Consider the following 24,680-nt stretch of genomic DNA (forward strand, 5'->3'; position numbering starts at 1 on the left):
GGAATATGACAAACATGAAACAAGCGCAAGAAGCATTAAAACTTTATTACTTACCGGGACTTCAATATCAACTAAATAACGCAAACCCGATTCTAGCAGTTATGGATCGTGACCAAAAATCTGTTGTGGGTTCAGAAATTCGAATGGCTCTTAGATATGGTCGCCATGGTGGTATTGGTAACCGTACAGATGATGGGGATTTGCCAACTCCACGTTCACGCCAAACAAAACAAGCCAAATGGGAAACAAAGAATATATTTGGGCACATTCAAATTTCTGATAAAACAATGCGAGCGTCCAGAGGTGATGGGGCTTTCATTTCTTTATTAGAGGCAGACTTAGAAGATGCGTTAACTGATGCGAAGGATGACATAGAACGTCAGCTTTTTGGTGATAGTACAGGGAAAATGGCTACGTGTGGTGTAAATACGGCTTCTAATGAAATAGAGGTTGACGATACTAGGTTTTTTGCGGAGGGACAAATTGTTGACATTGTAACGGCTGCTACGGGTGTTGTGTTGGCAGATAATCGTGAAATCACAGTGGTTGACGATGCAAATAATACTATTACAATCACAGGTGCGCCAGTAACAACGGGTAATACAGATATTGTTACTCGTGCTGGAAACTTTGGATTAGAGTTAACGGGGTTAGATGCTATCTTTACTCCTGATAACGTGTTGTATGGTATCGACAGAACTAAAAATAAATGGTTTAATCCAACTGTTGTTAATAACGTGGGCACTATTAGTGAAGTGAAGATTCAAGAAGCGATTGATGAAGCGGATCGTCGAGCTGGTGGTAAAGTTAACTTGATGGCAACGACGTATGGTGTGCGTCGTGCATATCAAGAGTTGTTATTAGCTACTAAACGTACTACAGACACGATGAAGTTAAAAGGCGGCTATGATGTATTGCTTTATAATGATAAACCAATGACAGTTAGTAAATACGCTCCTGAAGGTGTTCTTTACGGTTTAGATATGGATACATTTAAGCTGTATCACATTATGGATTGGAATTGGTTAGATGAAGATGGTGCAATTTTATCACGTGTACCAAACAAAGCAGTTTGGTCAGCAATCTTAGCACGCTACATGGATTTGGGTATGAACAAGCCTGCTGGTTCATTTAAAATGAGTGGTATTACAGAAGCGTAATTTTTTAAAAAAAGGAGAGGGGAAACCTTCTCTTTTTTCATATTCTCATTATCATAACTCAATAGTTTTGACAATGGACTCCTGACTTGATAAGATAGCATCATAATCTTTATCAAAACTTATTATCATAAGTGGAGGGGTTAATATGACAAAATACGGTTATGGTCGAGTATCGACTGTTAATCAAGATTTAGAAGCGCAAATTCAAGCGTTACAGCATGAAGGTTGCGAAGAAATACTAACAGAAAAATTTACTGGCACTACAACAGAGCGTCCTATTTTCAATGATTTACTATCACAATTAAGTGAAGGTGACACGTTGGTTGTGACAAAGCTAGACCGATTAGCACGTAATACACGTGAAGGTATTGAAGTGATTGAGAAATTATTTGCAAAGAATGTGAAAGTGCACGTGCTTAATGTAGGGCTGCTAGAGAATACAACTATGGGTCGCTTCTTCCTTACTACACTATTGGCAGTTGCGGAAATGGAGCGTAATCTTATCATAGAGCGAACGCAAGAGGGTAAGGTAATCGCTAAACAGCGTGCTGATTTCAGGGAAGGTAGACCAAAGAAATATACAAAGAAGCAACTCGACCATGCACTTAAACTTCTGGAAAGTAATAGCTATAAAGAAGTTGGAGCCTTAACGAATATTTCGATAGCGACTTTAGCGCGGGAAGTTAGAAAAAGAAAAGAATCAAAAATGATAAACGATTGAGCTTAAATGTTCAGTCGTTTTTATATTGTACATAAATGAAAAGGGAAGGTGTTTCTAGGTGAAAGAAACAAAAAGAAATCAAATACAAGCGGTATTATTCAAGGATCATGATTTAATTCTTATTGAAAATGATGTATTCAATATATCTAGCCGCATTGATGATTACGACAAAGGTATGTTTATTGTATTTAATAAAAGAAAAAAGGCATTTGAAATCCATAGCCTTGAATATGCTCCTATGATCGCTTCTCCTAAAGACACATTCCAAACAACCATACCATATAAAGAATTAGACATTAGAACGCTACATCACGTTTACGATAATGACATTAAAGTACACGGACGAAAGATATTTGAACGTATTGAAAGACAAGAAGAAATGAATGAAAAACAAAAGCAACGGGAGTATAAAAATTGGTTGCGTGCTGTGGCTAGTGAAACAAAATCCATGTTTGCTAAAGATGCTTGGCTATAGGGAGGGGGTGAGAAGATGAAGCTGAAGGATATTCTGCTGGATGTAAACTTGATGATTCCTAACAGCATAAGCGATGAAATAAAAGTGCGATGGCTCAATGAAACGCAACGGCAATTGTATCGTGATTTTGGCTTTCCAGATACTTCATACGCCTTTGCTCAACAGCCTAATGTAGATATATACCCACTTCCTGAAAATTGCTCTAGGGAGCGGATTTTAAGTGTAACAGTTGATGATTTAGAGTATGACTATGTTTCTATGACTGAAGATTTACAAGATAGATGTTGGACAATAATTGACGATAATATTTGGTTTTATCCTGTGCCAGTACAAGAAAAACAGGTATCAATAGTTTATAAGCCTGAACCTAGAGATATGCGGTTGGACATGCAAGAAGAAGAACCAGAATTTCCGAAAGACTTTCATGAGATTCTAACTTATGGCGTAGCGTTTCGGGTGGCACGGTCATTGCAATTGCTAGATATAAGCGGGCAAGTACAACAGCAAATGTATGCGTTGCAAGAAGAAGCGAAACGGAAGCTACGCCCGAACAATCGGAAAAGGGTTGTACAGACAAGATTATGGAGGTAGGTGAGTAGAATGACGAAGGTTGCTGCTGCAACAAGTAAATCAGCTCAAAGATTGCTAGAGTTCCAACAAAACAACGGATATTTAAATGATGTTCGTTTGGAGTCTTTTGGATTTTTCTTAGACGACTATGTTATCTATGGTGGAAATTTAACATTTGATACGGTAGATGTTTATAAAATTTTACTGGATGAAAGTATTGTTTCGTTGAATGACCAACTATGGAGAGCATTTATAAAAGAGTTTCGTATCACAAAGTACAACACAACTTATTATGTGGGTTTTCTGGACGAAAAGGGTTATGTGTTTGGTGAGACAGAGCCATTTGAAAACTACATGCGACTATGGACAATTCCAGTAGACGCAAATGGAATTATAGGTGTACCTGTTGACCACAGAAATTTATACGGTTATTTGAAATTGAAAGCTAAATATGATGGTGTTTATTTGAATGTAGACGAAGTGCATGAAGCAATCACAAATGCCAATAGTGCTGCTGATAAGGCTAATCAAGCTGCATCGGATGTTCAAAGTGCTGTAGATGCAGCACAAAGAGCTGCTTATGAAGCTCAAGAAGCAGTAATAGCAACAGAAAGAGCTATCGAAAATGTTAATTCATCTTTAAACCAAATAGATCAAGCTATTGAAGCTGTCAATGTAGTTATTGATGAGTCTAATACAGCTACAGAAAGTGCTAATCAAGCAGTTCGAGATATTAATATTGTTAAAGAAGATTTGAGTAGTACTGTGACTGAAAAATTGAATGAAGCGGATATTGCTATTGCTAATACAATTGAAGCGGCAGATATTGCAGTCACAAATGCAGTTGAAGCTACTGAAGTAGCTATTGTAAATGCAGTTGAAGCGACAGATACAGCTAATCAAGCGTCTGAGGCAATAAAAGGTTGGGGCAATAAGCGACAATGGAATAATACAACTGTGTATGAAAAAAATAATATTGTGACATTCAACGGCTCTACTTGGCAAGCGGTGCGTGAAAATCAAGGAGTTGTACCAACAGAAGGGGAAGATTGGTCTTGCCTTGCTCAAAAAGGTATTGATGGTACTGGGGCAGTTAGTTCGGTAAATGGAAAGTATCCTGACGAAAATGGCAATGTCGAGTTAGAGCTTCAGCAAGATGCTGTTCAGAAGGTCAATGGTAAAAGTCCTGATGCAACAGGTGCAGTAACATTAGATGCATCAGATGTCGGGGCATATACAGAAAGTGAAACAGATACACATATTCAGAATCTAAAAGATGTACTTGAAGCGTCAGGGTATGCGGCCTCAGACTTGAAAAACATCACAGAAACTGAATACTCTCAAATGGCAGTTAGTGGTCAGTTTTATGTCACTGCTGATAATTCTGCATTCTTGCCCACGCAAGAACCGTACTTCGGTAGTGTGTACCTAAATGAAGATAGCTTTAACACGTTGAAGTTGCTTGAAGTTGTTAAAATCTCATCAGGTATTACTTATACACGTGTTATCACTCATGATGGCACAACTAATATTGCTGACACTGGATGGATTGAAGGTGGCGGAGGTTCAGATGGAAGTGGCGGAGGAATTACTAATATAAACCCATTGAAGCTTGCTACAACCACTGAAAATCAAAAATCATGGAATATACCTAATGGTAACTATGACCCTTCTACAGACTCGTTATTAGTGTTTCACAACGGGGTGTATCTTCCGACTTTATCATGGTCAGTAACGGGTGTAGCACCAAACTATGTACTCAATATTCCTGATAATCCAATGGTAGCTATTACGGATAACAACGTATCTATTGCAATCTTTAGTAACATGCCGTTCGGACCTACTGAAACAATTACTGGTACGCGCATTACACCATTGACTATAGGCATGGATCGCTTAGAACAATCAGTACAAGATTTAATTAATAGTGGTGGTGCTGAGATTGTAAACAATCTTACTACTGACGATGCTAATAAAGTTTTATCAGCAGCTATGGGTGTAGAAATAAAACGTCAGATTGATGCCGTACCTACTACTTATTTCTCTACCTCATTAACACTTGATGATGAAACTAAAGCAGCTACATCTAAAGCAGTGAAGCAGTTAAATGATGAGAAGTTTAATAAATCAGGTGGTACAATGTCAGGCAGTCTTATTATTGATAAGTCTGTACCTGACATTACATTGCAATCAAGTGCGTTAGATGGTACTAAAAAGAAATTTGTAATAAGAACGTTGACAACGCCATCCAATAATGAGGTAGAGGCAAACATGTTGGTAAATGGTAATGTAGCCTTGAGGATTTTAGGCAATAAAAATGTTCAGTTCATGGACAATTCAAATGTATGGACTAGCCTTCAAGATTTAAAGCAATCTGTCGTTGATGGGAAAACTAAAGTCTCTGCTGCCATCACGACAAAGGGTGTGAATACAGCAGCAGACGCAACATTTGATACACTGGCAACAAACATTAATGCTATACCAAGTGGTAAGAAGTATTTAGCAGGTAACATAGTGTCAACAGTAGGTAGCATGACGGCATTTAACTATGCCGATGGTACTAATGCAGGGTTGCAATATTTTGTAGAATTAACCTTACCATTTGAAGCGGAGATAATTGTTCTGACTTCATTTAACAATATTAGCGTTCAATCTATGTCAGTTTTAATAAAAGAGTCTGACGGAAATTCACCTAATATTGTTAAGATGTCTGCATACAATGCCAATGCTAGTGGTGGTAAAACAAATATGAACTTTAGAGCATATACGTCAATATCTGCTAGTAGTAGTACGTATAGGATACCTATCTATTCAGATGGTTTAACTTATCGTTTTAAAGCTTACTCAGTATAAGGAGGGAGAAAATGTACACTCAAAATAATCAAGTATTCTACGAAACAGGGACAGGACGTATGAAGGTATTGTGTAAAGGAGGATTTGCATGGCATACGAAGGTAATCAATTAGCATTAGGAAACGTGAATACTGAACTACAGCAAATGATTGAGCAGGGTGGTCTATATAAAAACATAGATCCCCTTGAAGCAACTAACGGACCTAATGATTACCCTACAGGAGAATCATTTTTTGCAGATACTAACCTCAATATTGAATCGTGGAGGACAGCGACAGGGGTTGATGCAACATTTACTAGATTGTTTGTTATTACACGTGTAGACAAGCACAGACTACACACATTCCAAGACATCATACTTGCATCACCTACGATGATTAAACACTTTGTACGCTATAATTTAAACGCTATATGGCTAACACCATATGAAGTAGGTGGCGATGATGCTCCTGAATATGGTGTAGAACGTATTAATGATAATCACGCTATCAGGCGTTTTCCTGTTTATACTGAGTGGGCAGGTAATGTTAATCAAGAAGCTTTGCAATATAAGTTTCCTGACGTCCCTCTAGTTGGTTTAATCAAGATAAGAGGTTCTATACCATATGAATCAGGAATAGCAGCAGGTGGTGGGGTAGAGGCTGTTTATAATGTAAATAGAGGTACAGCAGGTTCTACAGCCATAGGCTCAGACCTTAACATTACACATTTGTCTAGCAATTTTGCTAACAGGTTTTTTATGGGTACATCAATAGGTGTTGTAGGTGATTTTAGACCGTATATTTCTATATTAAAGAAAGCTACTGCTAATCCTTTGTATATGGAATTCGAACTTATTACTAGTAATGGTAATGCAGGTGATATATTAGAGGGTATCACTTACAATCTAATTACATCTTACGATTCACCTAATACAACACCACCTCAGCAATCAATTTTTACACATGTAGGTAATAGTAAGCAGAACTTAGCAACCGCTATTACTGGTAAGGGTGTAACTACCTCAGCAGACGCTACGTTTGCTCAAATGGTTGCTAACATTAATGCTATACCTACAGGAAAGAAATATGTATATACATCACTAAATTTTGGTTATGTTCAAGGTTCATTTGAATATGCAGCCTCAACAAGTACAACTACTATGTATTATGCATACCTTGATTTACCTGCCGATTTTGATGTAGATTTGATTGAAATGCGAAGTACGTCAGGGGACAGTTATGAAATACTAATTTCAACAGCAATTGACTTCTATTATAATAATGGCACTATGAAGGTAATGAGGTTTAATGGTAATGCTAATTCATCTACTACTTATAATTTTAAAATTAAGAAGGATACAGCATTCCCTAATAGATTTGTGGTTGCATCTTTAGTGGGGGCAATGACTTATGTAGTGAGAGCATATGCGAAGTAAGAAGTAATGAGAGGAGAAGGAAATATGTACACACGAGGTAATCGAGTATTCTATGACTCTACGGGGATGAAATTATGGGAAACAGGAGAAGTATGGGAATCAACAGAGCCTATGGAACACCAAGAAATTAAAGGTGAAATTAAGTATGTGGATTTAGAGGTCAAGTACTATGACCCAACTAAATGCTTCATAGCAGCAATAAATCCAGAAACAAAAGAACCTATTTTTGAATTTTATCCAGCTCCAGAACCGACAGAAGAGCAGTTGCGTATTAAAGAATTAGAAGATGATATTTTATTATTAAAAACAGACAGTGAAGTAGGAGGAATTTTATAATGAATGGAATTAATCAAGTTGTAGTAAGAATTGCAGCAGAACGCATTATTTCAGGTGGTTTAAATCCAAAGACAAGTCAAGTATATGTCATTGATGATGTTACAAACGAAGATTACCGTGTCGCTGTTGAGGATTATATCCTAGCAAATACTGAAGGTATATAGTTAGGTGAAATTGAGTGTCCTTATTTACAGGATGCTTTTTATTTTACCTATTTAGAGGCAATTGAATTGATAAAGTGAATATTGAATGAATACTTATTCGTTCTAGCTTCCCAAAAGTACAATTATGTAAACTAAAACAACTATTGAAAAGCTGTTAAATCAATGTTTTGTAATGTCGTTGGAAGTAGTATTTATACAATATTTTATGCATGGCTTCAAAACGTAGTATTTACGCATGGTTACTTAATGTAACTATAACAGTACAATTGATTACAAATGCATAAAAGAATGGGGGTGTGATGGTGTTCACCTTGCAACAAATTATTAAAGAAGCGGATGTGCGTGTACCTAATCCTTTTGATATTGCACAAAAAATTTCTTGGTTGAATGAGATCAATGTAGAATTTTTTGAAATTGTTCGTATACCCAAAGTGTTTCGTTTTATGATTACAGGTGGAACAGACACTTATTCATTACCATCTACAATACGTAGTCACGCTATAGAAAATGTTCGTAATCAATCGGTAATGTACGAATCTATCCAATATGAGAAAGTACAACCAGGTCGTAATTATTGGAATTTGGATGATGACACGCAGCAATTAACGTTATTCCCGAGACCAACTGTAAATGCCGAAGCAATCATTAGTTACCGTAAAAAAACTGAGTCAACCTATTTAACAAGTGATTTATCAGCAAAGCCAGATGCTCCAATAGAATTTCATTGGGCGTACATCTTAGCTTTGTGTGAGCGCATTGCTAAAGCAATGAATGATGTGCCGTTAGCTAATAATTATGCTAATGACTATCGAGGACAATTAAGTTTAGCTCAGGAAAGATACAAAAATCGTTCTGAAGTTACAGGGGGCGGTGTAAATGGTTAATCCTCAACGATTGTGGGGAGAGATACAAGGTATTCAATCACCTGAAATCATTCGTCAATTTGGGGGCATTAGTTCGGGGGATGCCTTTTCTTTGAACGATAGCATCATGGTGAAGAATAAAAATATTAGTACCAAAGGTGTTCCAGCCGCAAAAGTCCGTTCGGGTTTTATTAAACTAGGAAATTTAGTTGCACCAGTGACAGGGATTGGTTTGTATAAAGAAAATCAATTGAATGTAATATCAGGCGGTGTCTGGAAGTGGTGGAATGAATCGTCTTGGAGTGATTTAGCCTCGGGGCTAAACAGTAGTGCGAAATGGAGTTTTACAAACTTTAAGGGGAATTTTTCAGATGTGGCATTAATTGCATCGAATGGCGTAGATGCAGTTAAAGTGTACGATGGCACAACGATAACTGATTTAGAAAATGCACCAACGGGCTTGAATTTTGTGACAAGTCACGAAAACCGTTTATATGGAGCGGTAAGAAATGAATTGCATTACTCAGCTTTGAGAAAACCTACGGATTGGAATACAGTAGACCAGTCAGGACAAATTGTGATTGAAAATAAGGGTGGGGAGAATATAAGTTGTGTGGTAGGAGGGACGGGGAAAATCGTTGTATTTTTACCACACTCCATGCATGAACTATACGGAACAGGCCCAATTAATTTTAGGTTGCAACTTATAACTGAAGAAATTGGATGCGTAAGTCATCAAAGTGCCGTCATGGTAGGAGGAATATTGTTTTTCCTTTCGCATGACGGTATTTATCGTTATGCAGGAGGGGCAATACCGAAAAAGGATTTTTCCCTAAAAGTGCAAGAAATCGTAAATCGTATAAATAAAAATGCTTGGTCTGCTGTAGCTGCTGGAACTGACGGAGAGCGATATTACATCAGTCTGCCGCTAGATAACGCAACAGAACCGAGTATAACGCTAGAATATGATCCTGCATACGACATTTGGAATATTTGGGATGTGGGACATGTTCCAATGGTTTATGGCAGAAAACAAGAGAAGATGTGTATTGGTGTGAAAGGTGCAGTATTGCAAATGGGCGGTACGGATGATGCTGGAATTGCAACACCGTATATGCTAGAGACAAAGCCATTCTCCTATGGCTCGTTAGCGGCTCATGCTCGGTTGTATCGCTTGTGGATTGTTGCCGATGTACCAATAGGAGCAACAATGAATATTTATATTTCGAACCAACAACAAGGTGATGCAGATTGGTCGTTGGTTAAAACAATAAATGCTGATACGGCTATTGTAGCTATGCCGATTTATATTCCTGTTGACAAAAGTTTTTATGCGAATTGGATGCGAATAAAGATTGAGGGACAAGGGCAAGTGGTCATTCATGAAATAGCTCGACAGTCGAAGATGTTCCGATTTGGAATAGGAGGGGGATAATATGCCTGTTCCTAATTTTTCTCCTGTTATTGGTACGAACTCTGAGGAAATACTGGATTCTCTAGAAAAGCAAAGGAAAGAATTGCAATGGCTGTTACAATCCTTAGACACCACAAATGTAAAAGAACTTAATGCAGAAGTGATTAATGCGGGGAGAATTTCGGCAAAACATCTAAGGGTTGGTTCAGACACAGAATTTGAAGAAGGTTATGATACTCGTGCGCTTTTTGAGGTAACGAACGATAGGATTACAGCGAGTGTAGAAGCAATAAATGGTGAGATAGCAACTTTGACAATTGAATCAAACCAGATTAAGACCAGTGTAGTCGATTTAGAAAATAACTTGTCATCTAAAATCACTCAAACAGCTAACAGCATTAGGAGTGAAGTTGAAGCGGAAGTTACAACCATTAACGGAAATATAGCGACAACCAATTATAATGTTTCAATGGTGAACCAAAAAGCGGATGAAATAAAGGCTACTGTATCGTCTCAATCAACATCAATATCCAATTTGGGAACACGGGTTACTAGCGCAGAATCTACAATAAGTCAGCAGTCTTGGCAGATAAGTCAAAAAGTATCGCAAACGGATTATAATGGCAACACCATCGCATCGTTGATTAATCAGACGGCAACTAGCGTTAAAATTCAGGCGCAAAATATTGACCTATATGGTGCTGTAATGATAAACGGTAGTATTGAAGGTTCTACTGATATCCGAGTGAATAGGGATGCGTATATAGGTAATAACTTGTACTTAGGCACATCTGGTTGGGGTGGTAAATCAGTTAACTTTGGTGGTGGTAACGGGATCTACTACAATGGAGAGCAAATGACTTTTTCAGCGCCTTATCTAAACTTTGATAGTGTTAATAGTACCTTAAATGGTTATAACACGATTTACGGCACGTTGAACGTACCTTCAACAACTAATTTGTCAGGTCTTGTTCGTGCTGAATCATCAGGGATTGGAATCTCTGTTTCTGGCGGTTATTTATATGTAAAAGTCTATGGTAGTACAGTAGGTTCAGTTAAATTAACTTAAAAGGAGCGTTTTTTTATGGATGAATATATTATTCTAATGCTTAACGGTAGTGTTCCAGTAAGAGTTTCAGGAGTGAACTTAAAATCGCTAGAAATCATAATTAATAAACCAGAATCTTTTGCTGTTAGAATCGGTAAAAAGAGTATGGTTAAAAACCTAATTGCTGCGGTTGTGAAAAAAGAGGCAATTGCTGGAGCGGATGATCGTAACCTAAAAGTGGTAGTTAGGGATGCTGTTACGGATATATCTTTCTTTACTTCAGCCCAATCAGATGCAATTTTAGACTCGTTAACAAACGATATTAATAAAAAAGCTTTTGCTCTTGTTGGTGATGAAATATTAATTAATCGTAGTTGTTATCAATATGCTGAATTCAGTGATAGGATTACCGAAAGTGATGATAAAGAAGGTGAAAAATCACATATTGTTGGTGGAGATGAAACGCAAGCAGATGCTTAGCGTTATTTTTTATTTTACAAGACGGATTAGGAAGGTTGGTGAGTGTGGTGGTAAATAGTAGCGCAGACCTAATGCAACAAAAATTAAAAGAAGCAGCACAAAGGCTTAAAGATTCTAAGGCGAAAGCAAATGCAAATCAGGGAACGAATATGCCGAATGGTGGATTAGCATCAAATAATCAAAATGCCGTTAATAACAAACTACCTAATCAAAATAATCAAAGTGTCCAATCGGTCACAAATGCCCCAAGTGTCGATGAACGATGGCAGTCTAAACAAACTGTACCAGATTATCTAGGGATGACAACAGATATGATACAGAAAGCATTATCAGGGGCTACCAGTGGTTCACAATACTATGACCCTTCCCAAGACCCTGTTTATAAATCTATGGTGGAATTAAGTCAGAAACAAGCGGATGCCGCAGGGTTGCAAGCTATGGAATTGCTCAATGAAAGAGGTATCTTAAATAGTGCTGTGACTACAGATCGTTTAGGACAAATAAAACAGGGTGCGTCAGATGCAGTGTTAGCATCCATTCCGGGGCTTGCTGCAAACTTTAACAACAAGCAGTCACAAAGCGCAGCGTCATTACAGAATCTATTAAGTTCAGTAATCGGAGCTGGTCAATTCCAACAAACTTTCGCTGAAGATAATCTTCGATATGACAAAGGTTTTGATGAAGATAAACGTCGTTACGATAAGCAATTTGCTTTAGATGAAGCAGCGGTTACTGGTAAATATTTAACTCAGGGAACACAAGATGCGGTGCAAGCAATATTAAATGCCAAACAGATAGCAGAGAACCCTAGTGCAACATTGGAGCAGCGTAAAAAAGCGAATACAGACGCAAATGCAGCTCGTCAATTATTAGTTTCGCAAGGTGTGGATGTTAGTATGCTTGGCGCTGATTCTTCGTACCGCCAAGCGATGAACGCTTTAAATAGTCTTGGTGGTGCAGGGATGAACACTATGGAAAACCAGAAGATGAAAGCCAATAATGCTCTTGCAGTTGGGGAAATGACAGGTAGTTATACACCAACTGGTGCTCAATCTTTAGTAAATGAGTTGTTACGCCTAAAACAAGAAAATGAAAAAGGTGGCATTACTAAAAGTGAGAAACTAGGAAACTCGACTAGAGCGCAACAACTTCGTTCTCAATTAAGTTCCATGGGCATTAATGCAGATGCATTGTTTGGTGCGAATGTAACTGCACAACAAGCGGCTGCTAATGCAAGTCGAATGAGTACACAAACTGAAGCAGCACGTCAATTTAATAGTGAACTAGGATTGAAGAAAGATCAATTAGCATTTGAACGAGATTCGTTTGGTCGCAAAATGGATTTTGAAGAAAATTCATTTGATAGAAAAATGAATTTTGAGGAACAGCAAGCAATGATAGAAGCGGATTTAAAATCTAGAGGTTTAGATTTAGATGCAGCTCGCATTGAGATTGATCGCTTTGCTACACAATCAGAAGTACAGTACAAGCAACAATTAGCAGACCTCGAAATCAATGCTAAGACAGCAGAACAAAATACCAATGCAGCCATTGGTGAAGCGTTAAAAGCTAAAAATATAGGTGAGGCGATAGCTTTTATTGCTGAATCAGCTTCTACATGGTCACAAAATGGTGTCAATGTGAAATCGGTATTAGATTCTTTAGAATACAAATTCCCAGGAATCAAAGACGCTGCTACTACTTCTGGTTCGAGTAAGTCTGTTTACGGTACTCCCTAAGCAGTCCTCCACCTCGAGTGGAGGCTCTCATAGTGGTTTAGGTTCGCTTTCAGCAAAGTATGAATCTAGTGGAAATCCGGGTACTGTAGCGCATACAAAAGGTGATATAGGTGGAGCTTCATATGGAACATATCAGTTAACGACTGCTAGTGGACATGCTCAAAAATTTGCTAATCAATATGGCGGTGCATTAAAAGGGTTAAAAGCGGGTACGGCAGCATTTGATAAAGCTTGGAAAGCTGAGGCATCTAAAAATCCTGAAAAATTCCAAGCGGCGCAACATGATTACGCAAAACAAACTCACTATGATCCTGCTGCTTCTAGATTCCAAAAAGCTACAGGTATAGACCCTAGTAAAGTTCCAGCAGCTATACAAGATATGATTTGGTCAATAGGTGTACAGCACGGTGCTGGTGGAGCGTTTACGATTTTCAAAAATGCAGGGGTTAAAAGTGGTATGTCTTGGGAAAACGTTTTGAAGCGAGTCTACAATGAACGTATGAAAGTGAATGTTTATTTCAAATCTTCACCACAAAATATAAAAAACAGTGTATTGAATCGTTTTAAAAATGAGTTAAACGATGCTTTATCTATGTTAAAACGTTAGCAGATTGCTAGCGTTTTTTCTTTTGAAGGAGGAATAGGGATGGCATTTAGTTATGAAGAATGGAAAAAACGTGACCAGCAACGTTTGAAGGCAACACCTACTATGCCTTCGATGGAAGAGTTTAATGGCACTCGTTCTAAGGCGCAATTGATTTCGAAGGGATTAGGTGATGCTACGTATGAAAATCATGCGGCTAAACAATTAGCGAAAGCAATGCAAAAAACAGCAGGAGAACAAGGTCGAGCGGCAAACACAAAAGCGTTGTTAGAGGATACTAAAAAAAGTTCATCTCAACAAAAACAATCAGACTCTCAAAAGTCAACCGAGAAAAAAGAAAAAAAGAAAACATTTTGGGAGAGCATGGTCGATGGGTGGAATGCGGCGAAGAAAGATACAACAGAAAAATTACCTAGCGATTCTATGTTGGGAGGCGCTCTTGTTCATGATAATAAAAACGAAACTCTTCCAGCGAAAATAGGAACAAATTTACGGGCTGGTACAGGCGATTTTATCGGTCAAATAGGCGGTGCTTTAGATTATTTGGGCATGGATACAGTTGGTAAAGGGGTTTCTGACTTTGGTAAAAATATAGCAGAAGGATATGGAGAAGCGTATAAAAATGGCAAGGAATTTACATGGAGTAACTTGCTTGACCCAGAATACTACGCAACAAATGTAACTAGACAGTTACCGCAGTTAGGGACAATGTTGCTTGGTGGTGGTGTTGGTATAGGTATTAAAGGAGCTACAGCTTTAACGAAATTACCTACACTTGCTAGGACAATTGCGGGGGTTGCAGGTGGTACAGCAGCAATGACCACGTTAGAAAGTGCAATGGAAGCGGGTTCTGTTTATGAAGAAGCTAAAAATCGTGGGATGGATGAAAAGGCGGCAAAGGAAGCGGCAGATGAGACATTCAAAAAGAATTTAGCTTTAACGGGTAGTACAAGTGCACTTGAACTAACGCTTGCTATGACTCCTTTAACGAAAGGGCTTTCTAAGGTTGGGCTTGGGCGTGTTGGACAATTAGGTGCAACTACAGCAGGGGGAGCAATGACTGAAGGTGTCCAAGAAGGACTCCAAAATAAAATCTCAGCAGAAGCATTGGGAGATGAATTTAAGTGGACTGACCCTAATACAGTTGAAGCTATGGTAATAGGTGGTTTGCTTGGTGGAGTGGGCACGGGTGGTATGTCGTTATTACATTCCGAAAGTGTAAAAGGGGCAAGTAATCCATCGGAGACGCAAAGTAATTCGCCTAATAGTAGCTCGTTAGATGATATTACCCAACGGACTATTAACTCCTTATCGCAAGAACGTAGAACGGAGTTTGACGAACTAGTAGATTCAGCAAGGCAAGGTGGAAAATCATTTAAAGAAGCGCAATTAGAAGCTTTAGAAGAAATGGCTAGCAAGTATGAAGATGTTCAGGAATCGACGGGACAGAGCGCACGAGAGTATATGATTGATAAGGAACTGGAACGTCAATCTGGTGCTTTAAATGGTGTGTCAGCTATGGAACGTAATTTAAAAGAACAAAAGCAAAGAAATACACTAGAATATACATTCGATGACAATTCACCGAGCTATAAATTTAATCCCCTTGCAATAGCTGAAAAAGGGCAAGCAATTGAATTACCAGGTGTAAGGCAAGCTTCGTTACAACAGCCGAATATTAGTAATGAACAAGTGGTGTCGCCTCTACAGTTGTTGCAACAAGCTTTGGAACAACCTCAATCAAACAATCAGGCAGGGCTTGCACAAGATGTTGCGGCTACAATGAATTCACCATTGCAAAATGAGAAGATTCAGCCAAGTCCGCAACAAGGGATAAGTGAAAATTTGAATATTAACATGCCTGAGATGACTAGTCCTGTTAATAATATTGTGCAAGAACAAGATAATATTCAGGTAAAGGAAAGTGCTTCTAAACAACCAAGAGAGCTGTTTGAAAGCCTAGAAGCAGGAGATGAAGTAAAGTTAAAAGGTACACGAGCGGACACTACTTACACTGTAGTAGAAGATGATGGAGGAAAACACATTCAAGTGGAAACTCCGAATGGTCGTACGATAAAGGTTGCACGTGCCTCTGTTGAACAAGTGAACATGCGAAGAAGTGAAGCGAATGTGTTGGCTGATCCGATTGAAGAAATTGAATATGGTGACGAATTAGATAACGACAAGTATGAGTCTCAACAACCTATGGATAAAGAAATGGTGGGGGACATTCAATTACCTCCTAATTTCAAAAAAGGCCTAGTTGATTCTGTAAATGAGATGATTGAATCAGATGGTATGACTGTAGAAGAAGCTGTTAATGAATTGCGTAATGATGAATATTACCAAGAAAATGCGGATTGGTTAAAAGCATTTGATAAAGTAGTTGAGAAAACGTTCAATTATCGCAGTAAAGAAGTACATTCACCGCAAGACAATGAATCAACTATGCAGAAGGAAAGTGAAAACATTCTTTCGAATGAAGTTGAGGGAAATCAGGAAAAAGCTGAGCCTTTAGTTGAAAATCGAAATGAACGAGAGAAAGTAAATACGCAAGAGGTATCGCAATCTAAAGTGGTCGGTGAATCTGGTAAGGCGTATACGGAAGCGGGTACAGAGATTAAATTCCGTTATGAGGTTATAGATGCAAAACAATTAATAGCTTCACATGATACGGCTCTACGTACAAATCCTGATTATCCTGCTGAGTTACAACCACGAGACCGAAGTCGCCAAGCGTCAAAACAACAAGTAACAACGATGGCACAAAAGTTAAATCCTGAATTAGTAGTAGAGTCGGCTAAGGCTTCAGATGGTGCACCGATTGTATCCGAGGACTACACGGTTGAAAGTGGTAATGGTCGTGCAATAGCGATGCAAAAGATGTATCAAGAGAACTATGATACGGCAAATGATTACAAGTCTTATCTAGAAAGCCATGCAGAAAAATATGGTTTAGACAAAGCTTCAATTGAACAAATGGAACAACCCGTTCTGGTGCGTGTGCGTACAAATGAGGTAAATCGCCAAACGTTTGTTGAAGAAGCAAATGTCTCTAATGTTGCGGCTATGAGCGCAACTGAACAAGCTGTCTCAGATGCAAAAAAACTAACTAATAAGGTTATGTACTTGTTCAGTCCTTCAGAAAATGGTGATTTGAATGTAGGGAGTAATAGAGCTTTCATATCGCAATTCATTCAATCTGTAGTGCCACAAAATGAACGAGGGTCATTAATGACTGCTGAAGGTAATCTTAGTCAGGATGGTTTGAGACGAGTACAAAACGCCATTCTAGCTAAAGCCTATGGTAATAACGATGCGTTGTTATTAATGATTGAATCGAACGATAACAATGTTAAAACATTAACGAATGCCATGTTACAAGCAGCTCCAACTATTGCTAATGTAAAAGAAAATATAGACGCTGGTACTTATTTCAATGAAGATGTATCGCCCGATTTTGTAGCTGCTGTAGAAAAATTTTCTGAGTTACGAAAAGAAGGTGTAACAGTCGAAACCTTTTTAAATCAAGCTTCTTTATTTGATGATGGTTTATCGAATGTGTCGAAAGAGTTGTTACAACTTTTTGATAAAGGAGTTGTACTAGAAGGGAAAGCAAGAAAAAGCACAAAGGCATATAAGAGTTTGTTAGAAGCATATGCAGATGTGTTGAGAAATTCGGGAAATCCTAATCAAATTAGTTTATTTGAAAAGAATGCACCTACTAAAGAAGAATTATTTGAAGCTGCCGTAAAGAAGGTGAGTGCTGATACGGACGATGTACAAACCGATTTATTTGGTGATGAGACCAGAAGTAGTGAAAGAAATAATAAATCGAGTGGACGAAGCGCACAAAGTTCAAATACAGAAACATTCGTTAACGCAAGGCAAGGGAAAAGAAAAGAAGATCAAGTAACACAAGGTGAAACTACACGAGTTGATATTCTTAAATACATTAAAGATAAATTCCAAGTACGTTTAGATGTTGGGCAGTTCCGTCAAAAAGCAAAGGGTATTTATAAAAATAAATTTTCTATTATCCGTACAAAAGATTATGGAGATTTCGAAGTTATAGCCCATGAATTGGGACACCGATTTGATATTCGTCATGGATGGTCAAGCGATCCTGAATTAAAGCAAGAGTGGATTAATTTTGCTGAAGCCAATTTAGAACTTCCTGAATCTATGACGCCTTTGCAAAAGGCTAAAGAAGGTGTTGCGGAATATTTCCGTCAATACTTATATGCTGAAACGGAAGCGAATGTAGATTATCAGGAATTGAGTGACCAACTTCATCAAAAAGTTGCTGAAGGACTTGAAAAAAGTAAATGGTCAAAACCATTAGAAAGCTTACAAGCTAAGATGATGGACTGGATGAATCGTGATGCTGAACAAGAATTGAAAGGCGTTGTATCTTCCATTGGGGACGGGAAGAACAAACGATTAACACCTAAACAATTCATTACGAAGTGGTACGCCAGAGTATTTGAAAAAGAGCATCCAATATACAATGCCTTAAAGCAGATAGAAAAGGAAACAGGACTAAAATTTGAAGGACGTAACAATGCATATGAAATGGCTGTATTGACACGTGGTACTGTAGCAAGGGCTGCAACATTTATTAAAAGAGAAACATTTAATAGTGTCACAGGTGAACGCACAGGAGAGTCATTAGAAAGTATTCTAAAGGATGTCGATGATGTTGAATCATTTGGGCGTTATCTTGTGGCGAGACATGGATTGTACCTGATAGAGAAAAAAGGGAAAACCAAAACGCCATTAAGTCCAGACTTGATGAGGCAGTATTTAGAGTCAGGCAGTAGATACGAGGCACAAGCCGAAAGGATTTATCAGTATCAACATGAATTATTGCAAGTATTAGTAGACGGCCATCTAATTCCAAAAGAATTGCCAGGCAAGTTGAAAGAAGCCTATCCGTACTATGTGCCATTTTATCGTGTTATGACTGAAACGGGAGAAAAAGGTAAGGGTGGTTCTGGTGGAGGAAGTAGTCAACAATACACAAACCAGCAACAAGGAATAAAAAGAATGACAGAAACGGGATCAGCAAGGAATATAGTTAATCCTATAGAAAGCATTATCCGTAACACGCATCTTTATTTCGGTCTATCTGATCGAAACGCTGTTGGGCATGCGATGGGAGAGCTAGCTAATCCTGATAGTGAGTTTGCAGCCGAAGTAACTAGAGACATCATAGAAGAAATTCCTAGCAAAATGAAACTATACGAGGGACAAATTAAGCAAATTCAAAAGTCGCTTTTAGATGCAGGCTTAGAAGCGGATATGCTAGAAGATTTGGACATGGAACAAACGTTTAAAGTGTTTGAACCAATGTTCAAGCCTAGTGCTGCCAATAATGAAATCTTGGTTTGGAAAGAAGGTAAACCAAAACTTTATAAAGTGCATGATGATTTACTTTATAATGCTTTAATCGCATATGACAACCGTGCTATCTCGGAAGTAATGGGTGTTTTTTTCAAACCATTTGAAAAATCAAATAACCTTATTCGGTCAGGTATTACTGCGAGTCCGTATTTTACTGTACGGACGTTTTGGCGTTCATTAGCTCAAATTTTAGTCAAAACTGAGGCGACAGGATTCAATTATGTTACTCACCCAGCACGTGTAGCAAAAGCTTGGGGGTCTGTTTTGAAATCAGTATTTTCAGATGTAAATTCGAAAATTCCTGAGAGCAAGGCTGTTTCGGAATGGTGGAAATCTGGCGGTGCTCAATCTACTTTTATTTCAGTGGAAAAACAGTATTTAAACAAAGAGTTAGATAAAATCGCATTAAATAAAAAAGCGATACATTATCTTAACAGTATGAAAAAAGGAACTTGGAAAGAAAGAAAAGCATTAAATTGGTATATAGTGAAATCTACAGTTAGTTTCCCGTTTAAAGTATTACAGACTTTTAATGATACATTAGATCAAGCGTTAAAGTTAGCTGAATATCAAGTTGTAAAGAAGCAAACAGGTAGTAAGCAAAAAGCTGCACTCGCTTCCCGTGAAGCAGATGTGGATTATAAACGCTTTGGAAGTGCGGTACGGGAATTTAATAAAATCACATTATTCTTTAATGTATCTTTGCAAGGCCCAGATAATATTGCAAGAACATTTGCTAAACATCCTACACGAACATCGATTCGTGCGTTGACACTAGTAACATTGCCTACTTTGCTGTTATATGCATTGAACCGTGATGATGAAGAATATCAAGAATTAGATTCATGGGAAAAAGATATGAATTGGATGATACCTATGGGTGGAGGGGAATTTGTGAAAATACCAATACCATTTGAATTGGGTGTGTTATTTAAAACTATTCCTGAAAAACTATTTGGTGAATTTTTAGATTCATCTAGAGATGAAGATAAACAAAATTGGGATAAGATTTATGGAAATGCCCTATCAACCATGACACCACCTTTGATGCCCACTCTTGCTAACGTCTATTATTCTTATGTATTTGAAAAAAATGCAAACTTCAAAAGAGACTTTGTACCGATGTCTTTACAAAAGCTTCAAAAGCCTGACCAATATAACGAAAATACATCTGAAATAATGAAGTTTCTAGGAAGGAAGTTAAATAAATCACCAATGACACTTGAAGAAACATTTAAAGCGCAGTTTGGGCAAATGGGGCAAGGTTATTTGTGGGGACTAGACAAATTACTTATTACTGCGGGTGTTGTTGAAAAGCCAGATACAAAGGGCTTGAGAAGGAGCTATACAGAAAGGTATCTAACTTCTAGCGTCAATGACGGTGGTACAAATTCTATAACGCAGTTTTACGAAGAACTAGATGAAAAAGAAAGAGATTATGCTTCGAATGGTATTAGGTATTCGCCTCCTGAAGATTTAAAGTTGTATCGAAAAGTGCAAGATGATATGAAAACTTTAAGGAAATTACGTGATGCAATGATGTATGATCGCTTAAAGGATGCGAACGGTCAATCATTTTCAAAAGAAGTCAAAAAAGAGCACATTGAAACAATCAACACTGCTCTGCGAGATATGGCAAGAATTGCACGTGCTCAGGGTGACAAGCCAAATAAATCTGAAGAAGCTATTATGAAAGACTTAGATAAAGCTATTTTAAATAAAGATAATCTAGATAAGGCAATAATTATGCTAGAGGATTATGAAAAGTACTTGAAAGCAGTTGAAAAAGAACAACGTGAAAAAGCAAAACAAATTCAGAAAGAAAGAGAAATGCAGAATCGGTAAAATTAATAACATTCCATGACCAGGACACGACAAGAGTTCTGTTCATGTTTATATAGATACTTTTAAACACTTTCATTAGCGAAGGTGTTTTTATTTTGCTCTATGGGAGTAATAGAGCTGGAAAGAGGAAGGCTTGGTGATGTTAATTGACAGTAGAATTAGGTATTGTCTTAACAATTTTATCGCTAATTGTAGCGATACAGGGATATCAACTTAATAAGAATAAAAGCGTTAAAGATGATGAAAAACAATCAGCAGAGGTCAGTGCACTACTTCAATACATTAGTAAAGGTGTAGATGATATTCGGATTGATATAAAAGCTAATGAGAAACAAGTGCAAGTACTTACTGAACGTGTTACACGGGTAGAAGAATCGCAAAAATCATTTCACAAACGATTAGATAAAGTGGAGGGAAAATAATCATGAAAATTAATTGGAAAGTACGCTTAAAACACAAACCATTTTTAGTATCACTGTTCGCATTTTTGTTATTACTCATTCAACAAGTAACGACAGCATTTGGATACAGTTTACCTGAAGCGGTTGGCGAACAAGCCACTGCTATTTTTAATACCATTCTAAGCATTTTGATTTTGTTAGGTATTGTAATAGACCCGACGACTAGTGAGGTTAGTGATAGTGTGCAAGCTTTAAAATATGAAAAACCAAAGGATGATGAATAATGAGTTATACAATCGAAAAACGGCTAATGACAGGATTACCTAATTATTTATTAAAGGCTGTAAGATATGTAATTGCTCACGAATCAGGAAATCCGAAAAATACTGGGCCTGATGCTTTAGAAAATGAAATCACTTTTATGAACCGTAATAAAGCTAATGCTTTTACCTCACATTGGGTAGGTGATGGAGGTAAGATTGTACAAGTTGCGCCTGTTAATCGTTTGCAGTACGGTTGCGGTAATGGAAATTCATACAGCTATGCTCAAGTAGAGCTAGCCCGAACAAACAATAAAGACCAGTTTAAAAAAGATTACGCTGCGTATATTTGGTTGTTAAGAAATCTTGCAAAAGAGGCTGGTATACCTGTTGTGTTAGATGGAACAGGTAATGGCATTAAATCACACCGTTGGATTACGGACAATTTAGGAGGAACAACACATAGAGATCCGTATTCATACTTAGCAAGTATGGGGATTACAGAGGAACAATTCAAAAAGGATATTTTGAATGACATTGACAAACCAACACAAACAGAAAAGGACGATGATATTATGAAATTTACTAATGATGCTCCAAAGAAAGCCGTACGTGATTTTTTAAAACAAGCTGTAGATAAAAAATTAATTGATAAGTCTTGGTTAGATAAATTTGATAATGGAACTATGACAAGTGGAGATTTTGATGGTTTGGAAATTATAATTAAACAGCGAAGTAACTAAAAATGTAAATCCCGAGATAGCTTGATTGCTGTCTTGGGATTTTTTTATGAATTCAATTTTTCTGCTTTTTCTTTATGGATAAGGTTCGAAACATTTGCAATTTTCATTATTACATACACTAAAAGTGCGGCTTTTATGAGACCTAAATATTCAAGATCACCTAAGATGAACCAAATAACGTATACTCCTACAAGTAAAATTGCTCCGTATTTATTCATGCATAAAAAAGACAAAGTGACAATTATAATTGTTAAACTCAAAGCCATAAGGAAACCTACTCCCTTTTATTATTGATACTTAATACCATTATATTACCAATTTTAATATTTTGGAATACTTAGGTTATTAATTTCATCAGACAGTTGCAAACCTTCCGATCCATGCGCCTCATATTTCATTCTCCATACTTGAAATGTCTGTTCGTTTAATGAAAATTCTTTACATAATTCTCTAATAGTATAGTGACCTTCTTGGAACAATTGAAGGATATGTATTTTTAGATTGAGTGAATGTCTACTTCGCCCCATAAAAATCCCCCTACAATAAACAGATTTTATTTTTTCATCTGTCTACTATAGGGGGAGCATATCATTAATTTGAGCCTGGGGTTTTTTCTATTAAATTTTAAAAATAATGAAACCTATTATTGTCAATGCAGCTAAAATAATGACACTAGAAAATAGTGTAGTTTTGCTATCTTTGTAAGATTTAATACCAATTATAATTAAATTTATTGCAATTATTAAAAAGACAATATTTGTGAGCCACTCAAATGATTTGTTAGTAAATGAAATTATTAATAGGATTACACCAAATATTCCAAGTGTTATTTGTAATTTGTCGATACGGTTATAATTTTTTTTCATAATTTCCCCTCTTTTATTATTAAGGATTATATTTAAAATAATATACTAATAAAATTAGAATGCAACTATAATATGGAAATTTATTTTAATAAATTATAGATATTCTGTTTGAATTTTACAAATGTGTGTGATAAGCTACTAATTGCAAGTAAAATTTGGAAAAATAGGAGGGATTTTAATGAAAAAAACTGCAGCATATGTACTTGGCTTTTCTTTAATAGCTTCTCAATTATCGCCAGCATTAGCAAAAGCTTCTGATACTAATGTAGTTGATTACAAATCCAATGAAGAAATAAGTAAGTACTTGAGTGAGGACTTAGATTATAAAGTCGAAAAAAATGTTTCTGAGAATGTTGATCGAATTGAAGCGAAAATTGGTGAAGAATATGTAGTAGCAATATTTGATAGAGAAAATGGTACGGTTACTATTGACGGAGAAGTAGTAGCAACAATTAAAGAAACTTCAGATGAATCGTTTGATGGTTCAGAAAATAAATTATTACCAGGAGGGATAAGTACATATAATTTTGCTGGTTATCCTGAATACACTATCGGTACTAAAGATTGGGGTTCAGGAACATGGAATATTAATAAAAACAAGACCTCCGTTATTTCTTTCGCAAAAGGAGCTACAGTAGTAGCTATTACTGCAACACTAATAGCGGCATTTTTAGATGATAAACCGAGTATGAAAGATGCTGCTATAATTGCGGCTGCTGCGTCTCTTTATGCTCTATTTGCAGAAACTCTTTCATTTAATGTATCATTTAAGGGTACGACTGATAAGTATGATTCTTATACTCACCGAGATAGCATATATGTTTGGAAAAAAACAGGAGGCGTCAGTGAGGGTATTTTCAAAATTTACTTTAACTACTGGACAAATACTTAATAGGAGTTTAATTGTAAAAACAAAACCGCAGGGCAGTTCGCCTTGCGGTTTTGTTTTTACAACTCTTCTACGTCAATGTAAAGTGCGTGAGTAAGTCCTCATGCATATTTTTTTAACTTCAACAAAATATTTAATATCTCGAATCATTCTGTAATTTCAACAAAATCTTTTTTGTGTCCAGAATTTCAATTGTTAATTACAATATTTACTATTAAATGCTTTATGAAATTAAAAGGTACCTGAGTTATTGATGAATATTGGTTTGTAGGCAATAAATAATTAAGATCAAATCCTGACCATCCAGCAGTAAATATAAATACTAATGTGATCTATGTTTGTAAAATGTCACCACCTAGTAAGAGACTATATAATAATTCTTATTTAACCAGAATGCATACAAAATTATATGAGGGATTATGGAGT

The 24,680-nt window shown here is 37.0% G+C and carries 21 protein-coding genes; 19 read left to right on the forward strand and 2 right to left on the reverse strand.

Annotation, left to right across the window (positions count from 1 at the left end; translation table 11 throughout):
• Positions 1–5 precede the first annotated feature (5 nt).
• The 18 genes from MKY46_RS10695 (at position 6) to MKY46_RS10780 (ending at position 22,499) form a co-directional block, all read left to right on the forward strand.
• Positions 6–1,160 (forward strand): phage major capsid protein, encoded by a 1,155-nt coding sequence (locus MKY46_RS10695; RefSeq protein WP_249645717.1) that lies wholly within the window; start codon positions 6–8, stop codon positions 1,158–1,160.
• A 145-nt stretch (positions 1,161–1,305) separates the two neighbouring features.
• On the forward strand, positions 1,306–1,881 hold the full coding sequence (locus MKY46_RS10700; protein ID WP_340808948.1) for a recombinase family protein: 576 nt from the start codon (positions 1,306–1,308) through the stop codon (positions 1,879–1,881).
• Between the two features lie 58 nt (positions 1,882–1,939).
• Positions 1,940–2,356: a hypothetical protein gene (locus MKY46_RS10705; protein ID WP_340808949.1), complete on the forward strand. Its 417-nt coding sequence runs from the start codon at positions 1,940–1,942 to the stop codon at positions 2,354–2,356.
• Between the two features lie 15 nt (positions 2,357–2,371).
• Positions 2,372–2,947 carry a phage adaptor protein gene (locus tag MKY46_RS10710; RefSeq protein ID WP_249645714.1) on the forward strand — a complete coding sequence of 192 codons (576 nt, stop codon included), beginning with the start codon at positions 2,372–2,374 and terminating at the stop codon, positions 2,945–2,947.
• A gap of 9 nt (positions 2,948–2,956) precedes the next feature.
• Positions 2,957–5,779: a hypothetical protein gene (locus tag MKY46_RS10715; protein WP_340834133.1), complete on the forward strand. Its 2,823-nt coding sequence runs from the start codon at positions 2,957–2,959 to the stop codon at positions 5,777–5,779.
• 88 nt (positions 5,780–5,867) lie between these two features.
• Positions 5,868–7,196, forward strand: coding sequence for a hypothetical protein (locus MKY46_RS10720; RefSeq protein WP_340808951.1), 1,329 nt, complete (start codon positions 5,868–5,870; stop codon positions 7,194–7,196).
• Between the two features lie 24 nt (positions 7,197–7,220).
• Entirely contained in the window at positions 7,221–7,532 is a 312-nt protein-coding gene (locus MKY46_RS10725) for a hypothetical protein (RefSeq protein WP_340808952.1), read from the forward strand.
• Positions 7,532–7,696 (forward strand): hypothetical protein, encoded by a 165-nt coding sequence (locus MKY46_RS10730; RefSeq protein ID WP_249645710.1) that lies wholly within the window; start codon positions 7,532–7,534, stop codon positions 7,694–7,696. The genes MKY46_RS10725 and MKY46_RS10730 overlap by 1 nt, the downstream gene beginning before the upstream one ends.
• 302 nt (positions 7,697–7,998) lie before the next feature.
• The gene (locus MKY46_RS10735; RefSeq protein ID WP_340834135.1) at positions 7,999–8,580 is read left to right on the forward strand and encodes a phage adaptor protein; all 582 of its coding nucleotides are present in this window, start codon (positions 7,999–8,001) and stop codon (positions 8,578–8,580) included.
• On the forward strand, positions 8,573–9,994 hold the full coding sequence (locus MKY46_RS10740) for a hypothetical protein (RefSeq protein WP_340808954.1): 1,422 nt from the start codon (positions 8,573–8,575) through the stop codon (positions 9,992–9,994). The genes MKY46_RS10735 and MKY46_RS10740 overlap by 8 nt, the downstream gene beginning before the upstream one ends.
• Position 9,995: 1 nt before the next feature.
• Complete coding sequence (locus tag MKY46_RS10745; protein WP_340808955.1) at positions 9,996–11,042, forward strand: hypothetical protein; 1,047 nt, start codon at positions 9,996–9,998, stop codon at positions 11,040–11,042.
• Positions 11,043–11,057: 15 nt separating this feature from the next.
• On the forward strand, positions 11,058–11,501 hold the full coding sequence (locus MKY46_RS10750) for a hypothetical protein (protein WP_340808956.1): 444 nt from the start codon (positions 11,058–11,060) through the stop codon (positions 11,499–11,501).
• Between the two features lie 71 nt (positions 11,502–11,572).
• The gene (locus MKY46_RS10755; RefSeq protein ID WP_340808957.1) at positions 11,573–13,240 is read left to right on the forward strand and encodes a hypothetical protein; all 1,668 of its coding nucleotides are present in this window, start codon (positions 11,573–11,575) and stop codon (positions 13,238–13,240) included.
• Positions 13,221–13,847: a VgrG-related protein gene (locus tag MKY46_RS10760; RefSeq protein WP_340809809.1), complete on the forward strand. Its 627-nt coding sequence runs from the start codon at positions 13,221–13,223 to the stop codon at positions 13,845–13,847. The genes MKY46_RS10755 and MKY46_RS10760 overlap by 20 nt, the downstream gene beginning before the upstream one ends.
• 39 nt (positions 13,848–13,886) lie before the next feature.
• Complete coding sequence (locus MKY46_RS10765) at positions 13,887–21,095, forward strand: LPD38 domain-containing protein (protein WP_340808958.1); 7,209 nt, start codon at positions 13,887–13,889, stop codon at positions 21,093–21,095.
• A 146-nt stretch (positions 21,096–21,241) separates the two neighbouring features.
• Positions 21,242–21,517 (forward strand): hypothetical protein, encoded by a 276-nt coding sequence (locus MKY46_RS10770; RefSeq protein WP_249645702.1) that lies wholly within the window; start codon positions 21,242–21,244, stop codon positions 21,515–21,517.
• A gap of 2 nt (positions 21,518–21,519) precedes the next feature.
• Positions 21,520–21,780, forward strand: coding sequence for a phage holin (locus MKY46_RS10775; RefSeq protein WP_249645701.1), 261 nt, complete (start codon positions 21,520–21,522; stop codon positions 21,778–21,780).
• Positions 21,780–22,499 (forward strand): peptidoglycan recognition protein family protein, encoded by a 720-nt coding sequence (locus MKY46_RS10780; RefSeq protein WP_249645700.1) that lies wholly within the window; start codon positions 21,780–21,782, stop codon positions 22,497–22,499. Before MKY46_RS10775 ends, MKY46_RS10780 begins: the two co-directional genes overlap by 1 nt.
• A 320-nt stretch (positions 22,500–22,819) precedes the next feature.
• Here the strand turns inward: MKY46_RS10780 and MKY46_RS10785 are convergent, their stop codons facing one another.
• Positions 22,820–23,026 carry a helix-turn-helix domain-containing protein gene (locus tag MKY46_RS10785; protein ID WP_249645699.1) on the reverse strand — a complete coding sequence of 69 codons (207 nt, stop codon included), beginning with the start codon at positions 23,024–23,026 and terminating at the stop codon, positions 22,820–22,822.
• A 90-nt stretch (positions 23,027–23,116) separates the two neighbouring features.
• A complete protein-coding gene (locus MKY46_RS10790; RefSeq protein WP_249645698.1) occupies positions 23,117–23,365 on the reverse strand; it encodes a hypothetical protein in 249 nt (82 codons plus the stop codon).
• Between the two features lie 178 nt (positions 23,366–23,543).
• Between MKY46_RS10790 and MKY46_RS10795 the strand changes: the two genes are divergently transcribed.
• The gene (locus MKY46_RS10795; RefSeq protein ID WP_249645697.1) at positions 23,544–24,257 is read left to right on the forward strand and encodes a hypothetical protein; all 714 of its coding nucleotides are present in this window, start codon (positions 23,544–23,546) and stop codon (positions 24,255–24,257) included.
• Positions 24,258–24,680: the final 423 nt, after the last annotated feature.

Source organism: Lysinibacillus sp. FSL M8-0355, assembly GCF_038008985.1.
Classification (GTDB): domain Bacteria; phylum Bacillota; class Bacilli; order Bacillales_A; family Planococcaceae; genus Lysinibacillus; species Lysinibacillus fusiformis_D.

Coding starts and splice junctions, on each gene's coding strand:
- MKY46_RS10715 (WP_340834133.1), top strand. CDS start 2,957: ATGACGAAGGTTGCTGCTGCAACAAGTAAATCAGCTCAAAGATTGCTA.
- MKY46_RS10750 (WP_340808956.1), top strand. CDS start 11,058: ATGGATGAATATATTATTCTAATGCTTAACGGTAGTGTTCCAGTAAGA.
- MKY46_RS10755 (WP_340808957.1), top strand. CDS start 11,573: ATGCAACAAAAATTAAAAGAAGCAGCACAAAGGCTTAAAGATTCTAAG.
- MKY46_RS10725 (WP_340808952.1), top strand. CDS start 7,221: ATGTACACACGAGGTAATCGAGTATTCTATGACTCTACGGGGATGAAA.
- MKY46_RS10790 (WP_249645698.1), bottom strand. CDS start 23,365: ATGAAAAAAAATTATAACCGTATCGACAAATTACAAATAACACTTGGA.
- MKY46_RS10700 (WP_340808948.1), top strand. CDS start 1,306: ATGACAAAATACGGTTATGGTCGAGTATCGACTGTTAATCAAGATTTA.
- MKY46_RS10730 (WP_249645710.1), top strand. CDS start 7,532: ATGAATGGAATTAATCAAGTTGTAGTAAGAATTGCAGCAGAACGCATT.
- MKY46_RS10695 (WP_249645717.1), top strand. CDS start 6: ATGACAAACATGAAACAAGCGCAAGAAGCATTAAAACTTTATTACTTA.
- MKY46_RS10795 (WP_249645697.1), top strand. CDS start 23,544: ATGAAAAAAACTGCAGCATATGTACTTGGCTTTTCTTTAATAGCTTCT.
- MKY46_RS10765 (WP_340808958.1), top strand. CDS start 13,887: ATGGCATTTAGTTATGAAGAATGGAAAAAACGTGACCAGCAACGTTTG.
- MKY46_RS10740 (WP_340808954.1), top strand. CDS start 8,573: ATGGTTAATCCTCAACGATTGTGGGGAGAGATACAAGGTATTCAATCA.
- MKY46_RS10745 (WP_340808955.1), top strand. CDS start 9,996: ATGCCTGTTCCTAATTTTTCTCCTGTTATTGGTACGAACTCTGAGGAA.
- MKY46_RS10710 (WP_249645714.1), top strand. CDS start 2,372: ATGAAGCTGAAGGATATTCTGCTGGATGTAAACTTGATGATTCCTAAC.
- MKY46_RS10720 (WP_340808951.1), top strand. CDS start 5,868: ATGGCATACGAAGGTAATCAATTAGCATTAGGAAACGTGAATACTGAA.
- MKY46_RS10775 (WP_249645701.1), top strand. CDS start 21,520: ATGAAAATTAATTGGAAAGTACGCTTAAAACACAAACCATTTTTAGTA.
- MKY46_RS10785 (WP_249645699.1), bottom strand. CDS start 23,026: ATGGGGCGAAGTAGACATTCACTCAATCTAAAAATACATATCCTTCAA.
- MKY46_RS10780 (WP_249645700.1), top strand. CDS start 21,780: ATGAGTTATACAATCGAAAAACGGCTAATGACAGGATTACCTAATTAT.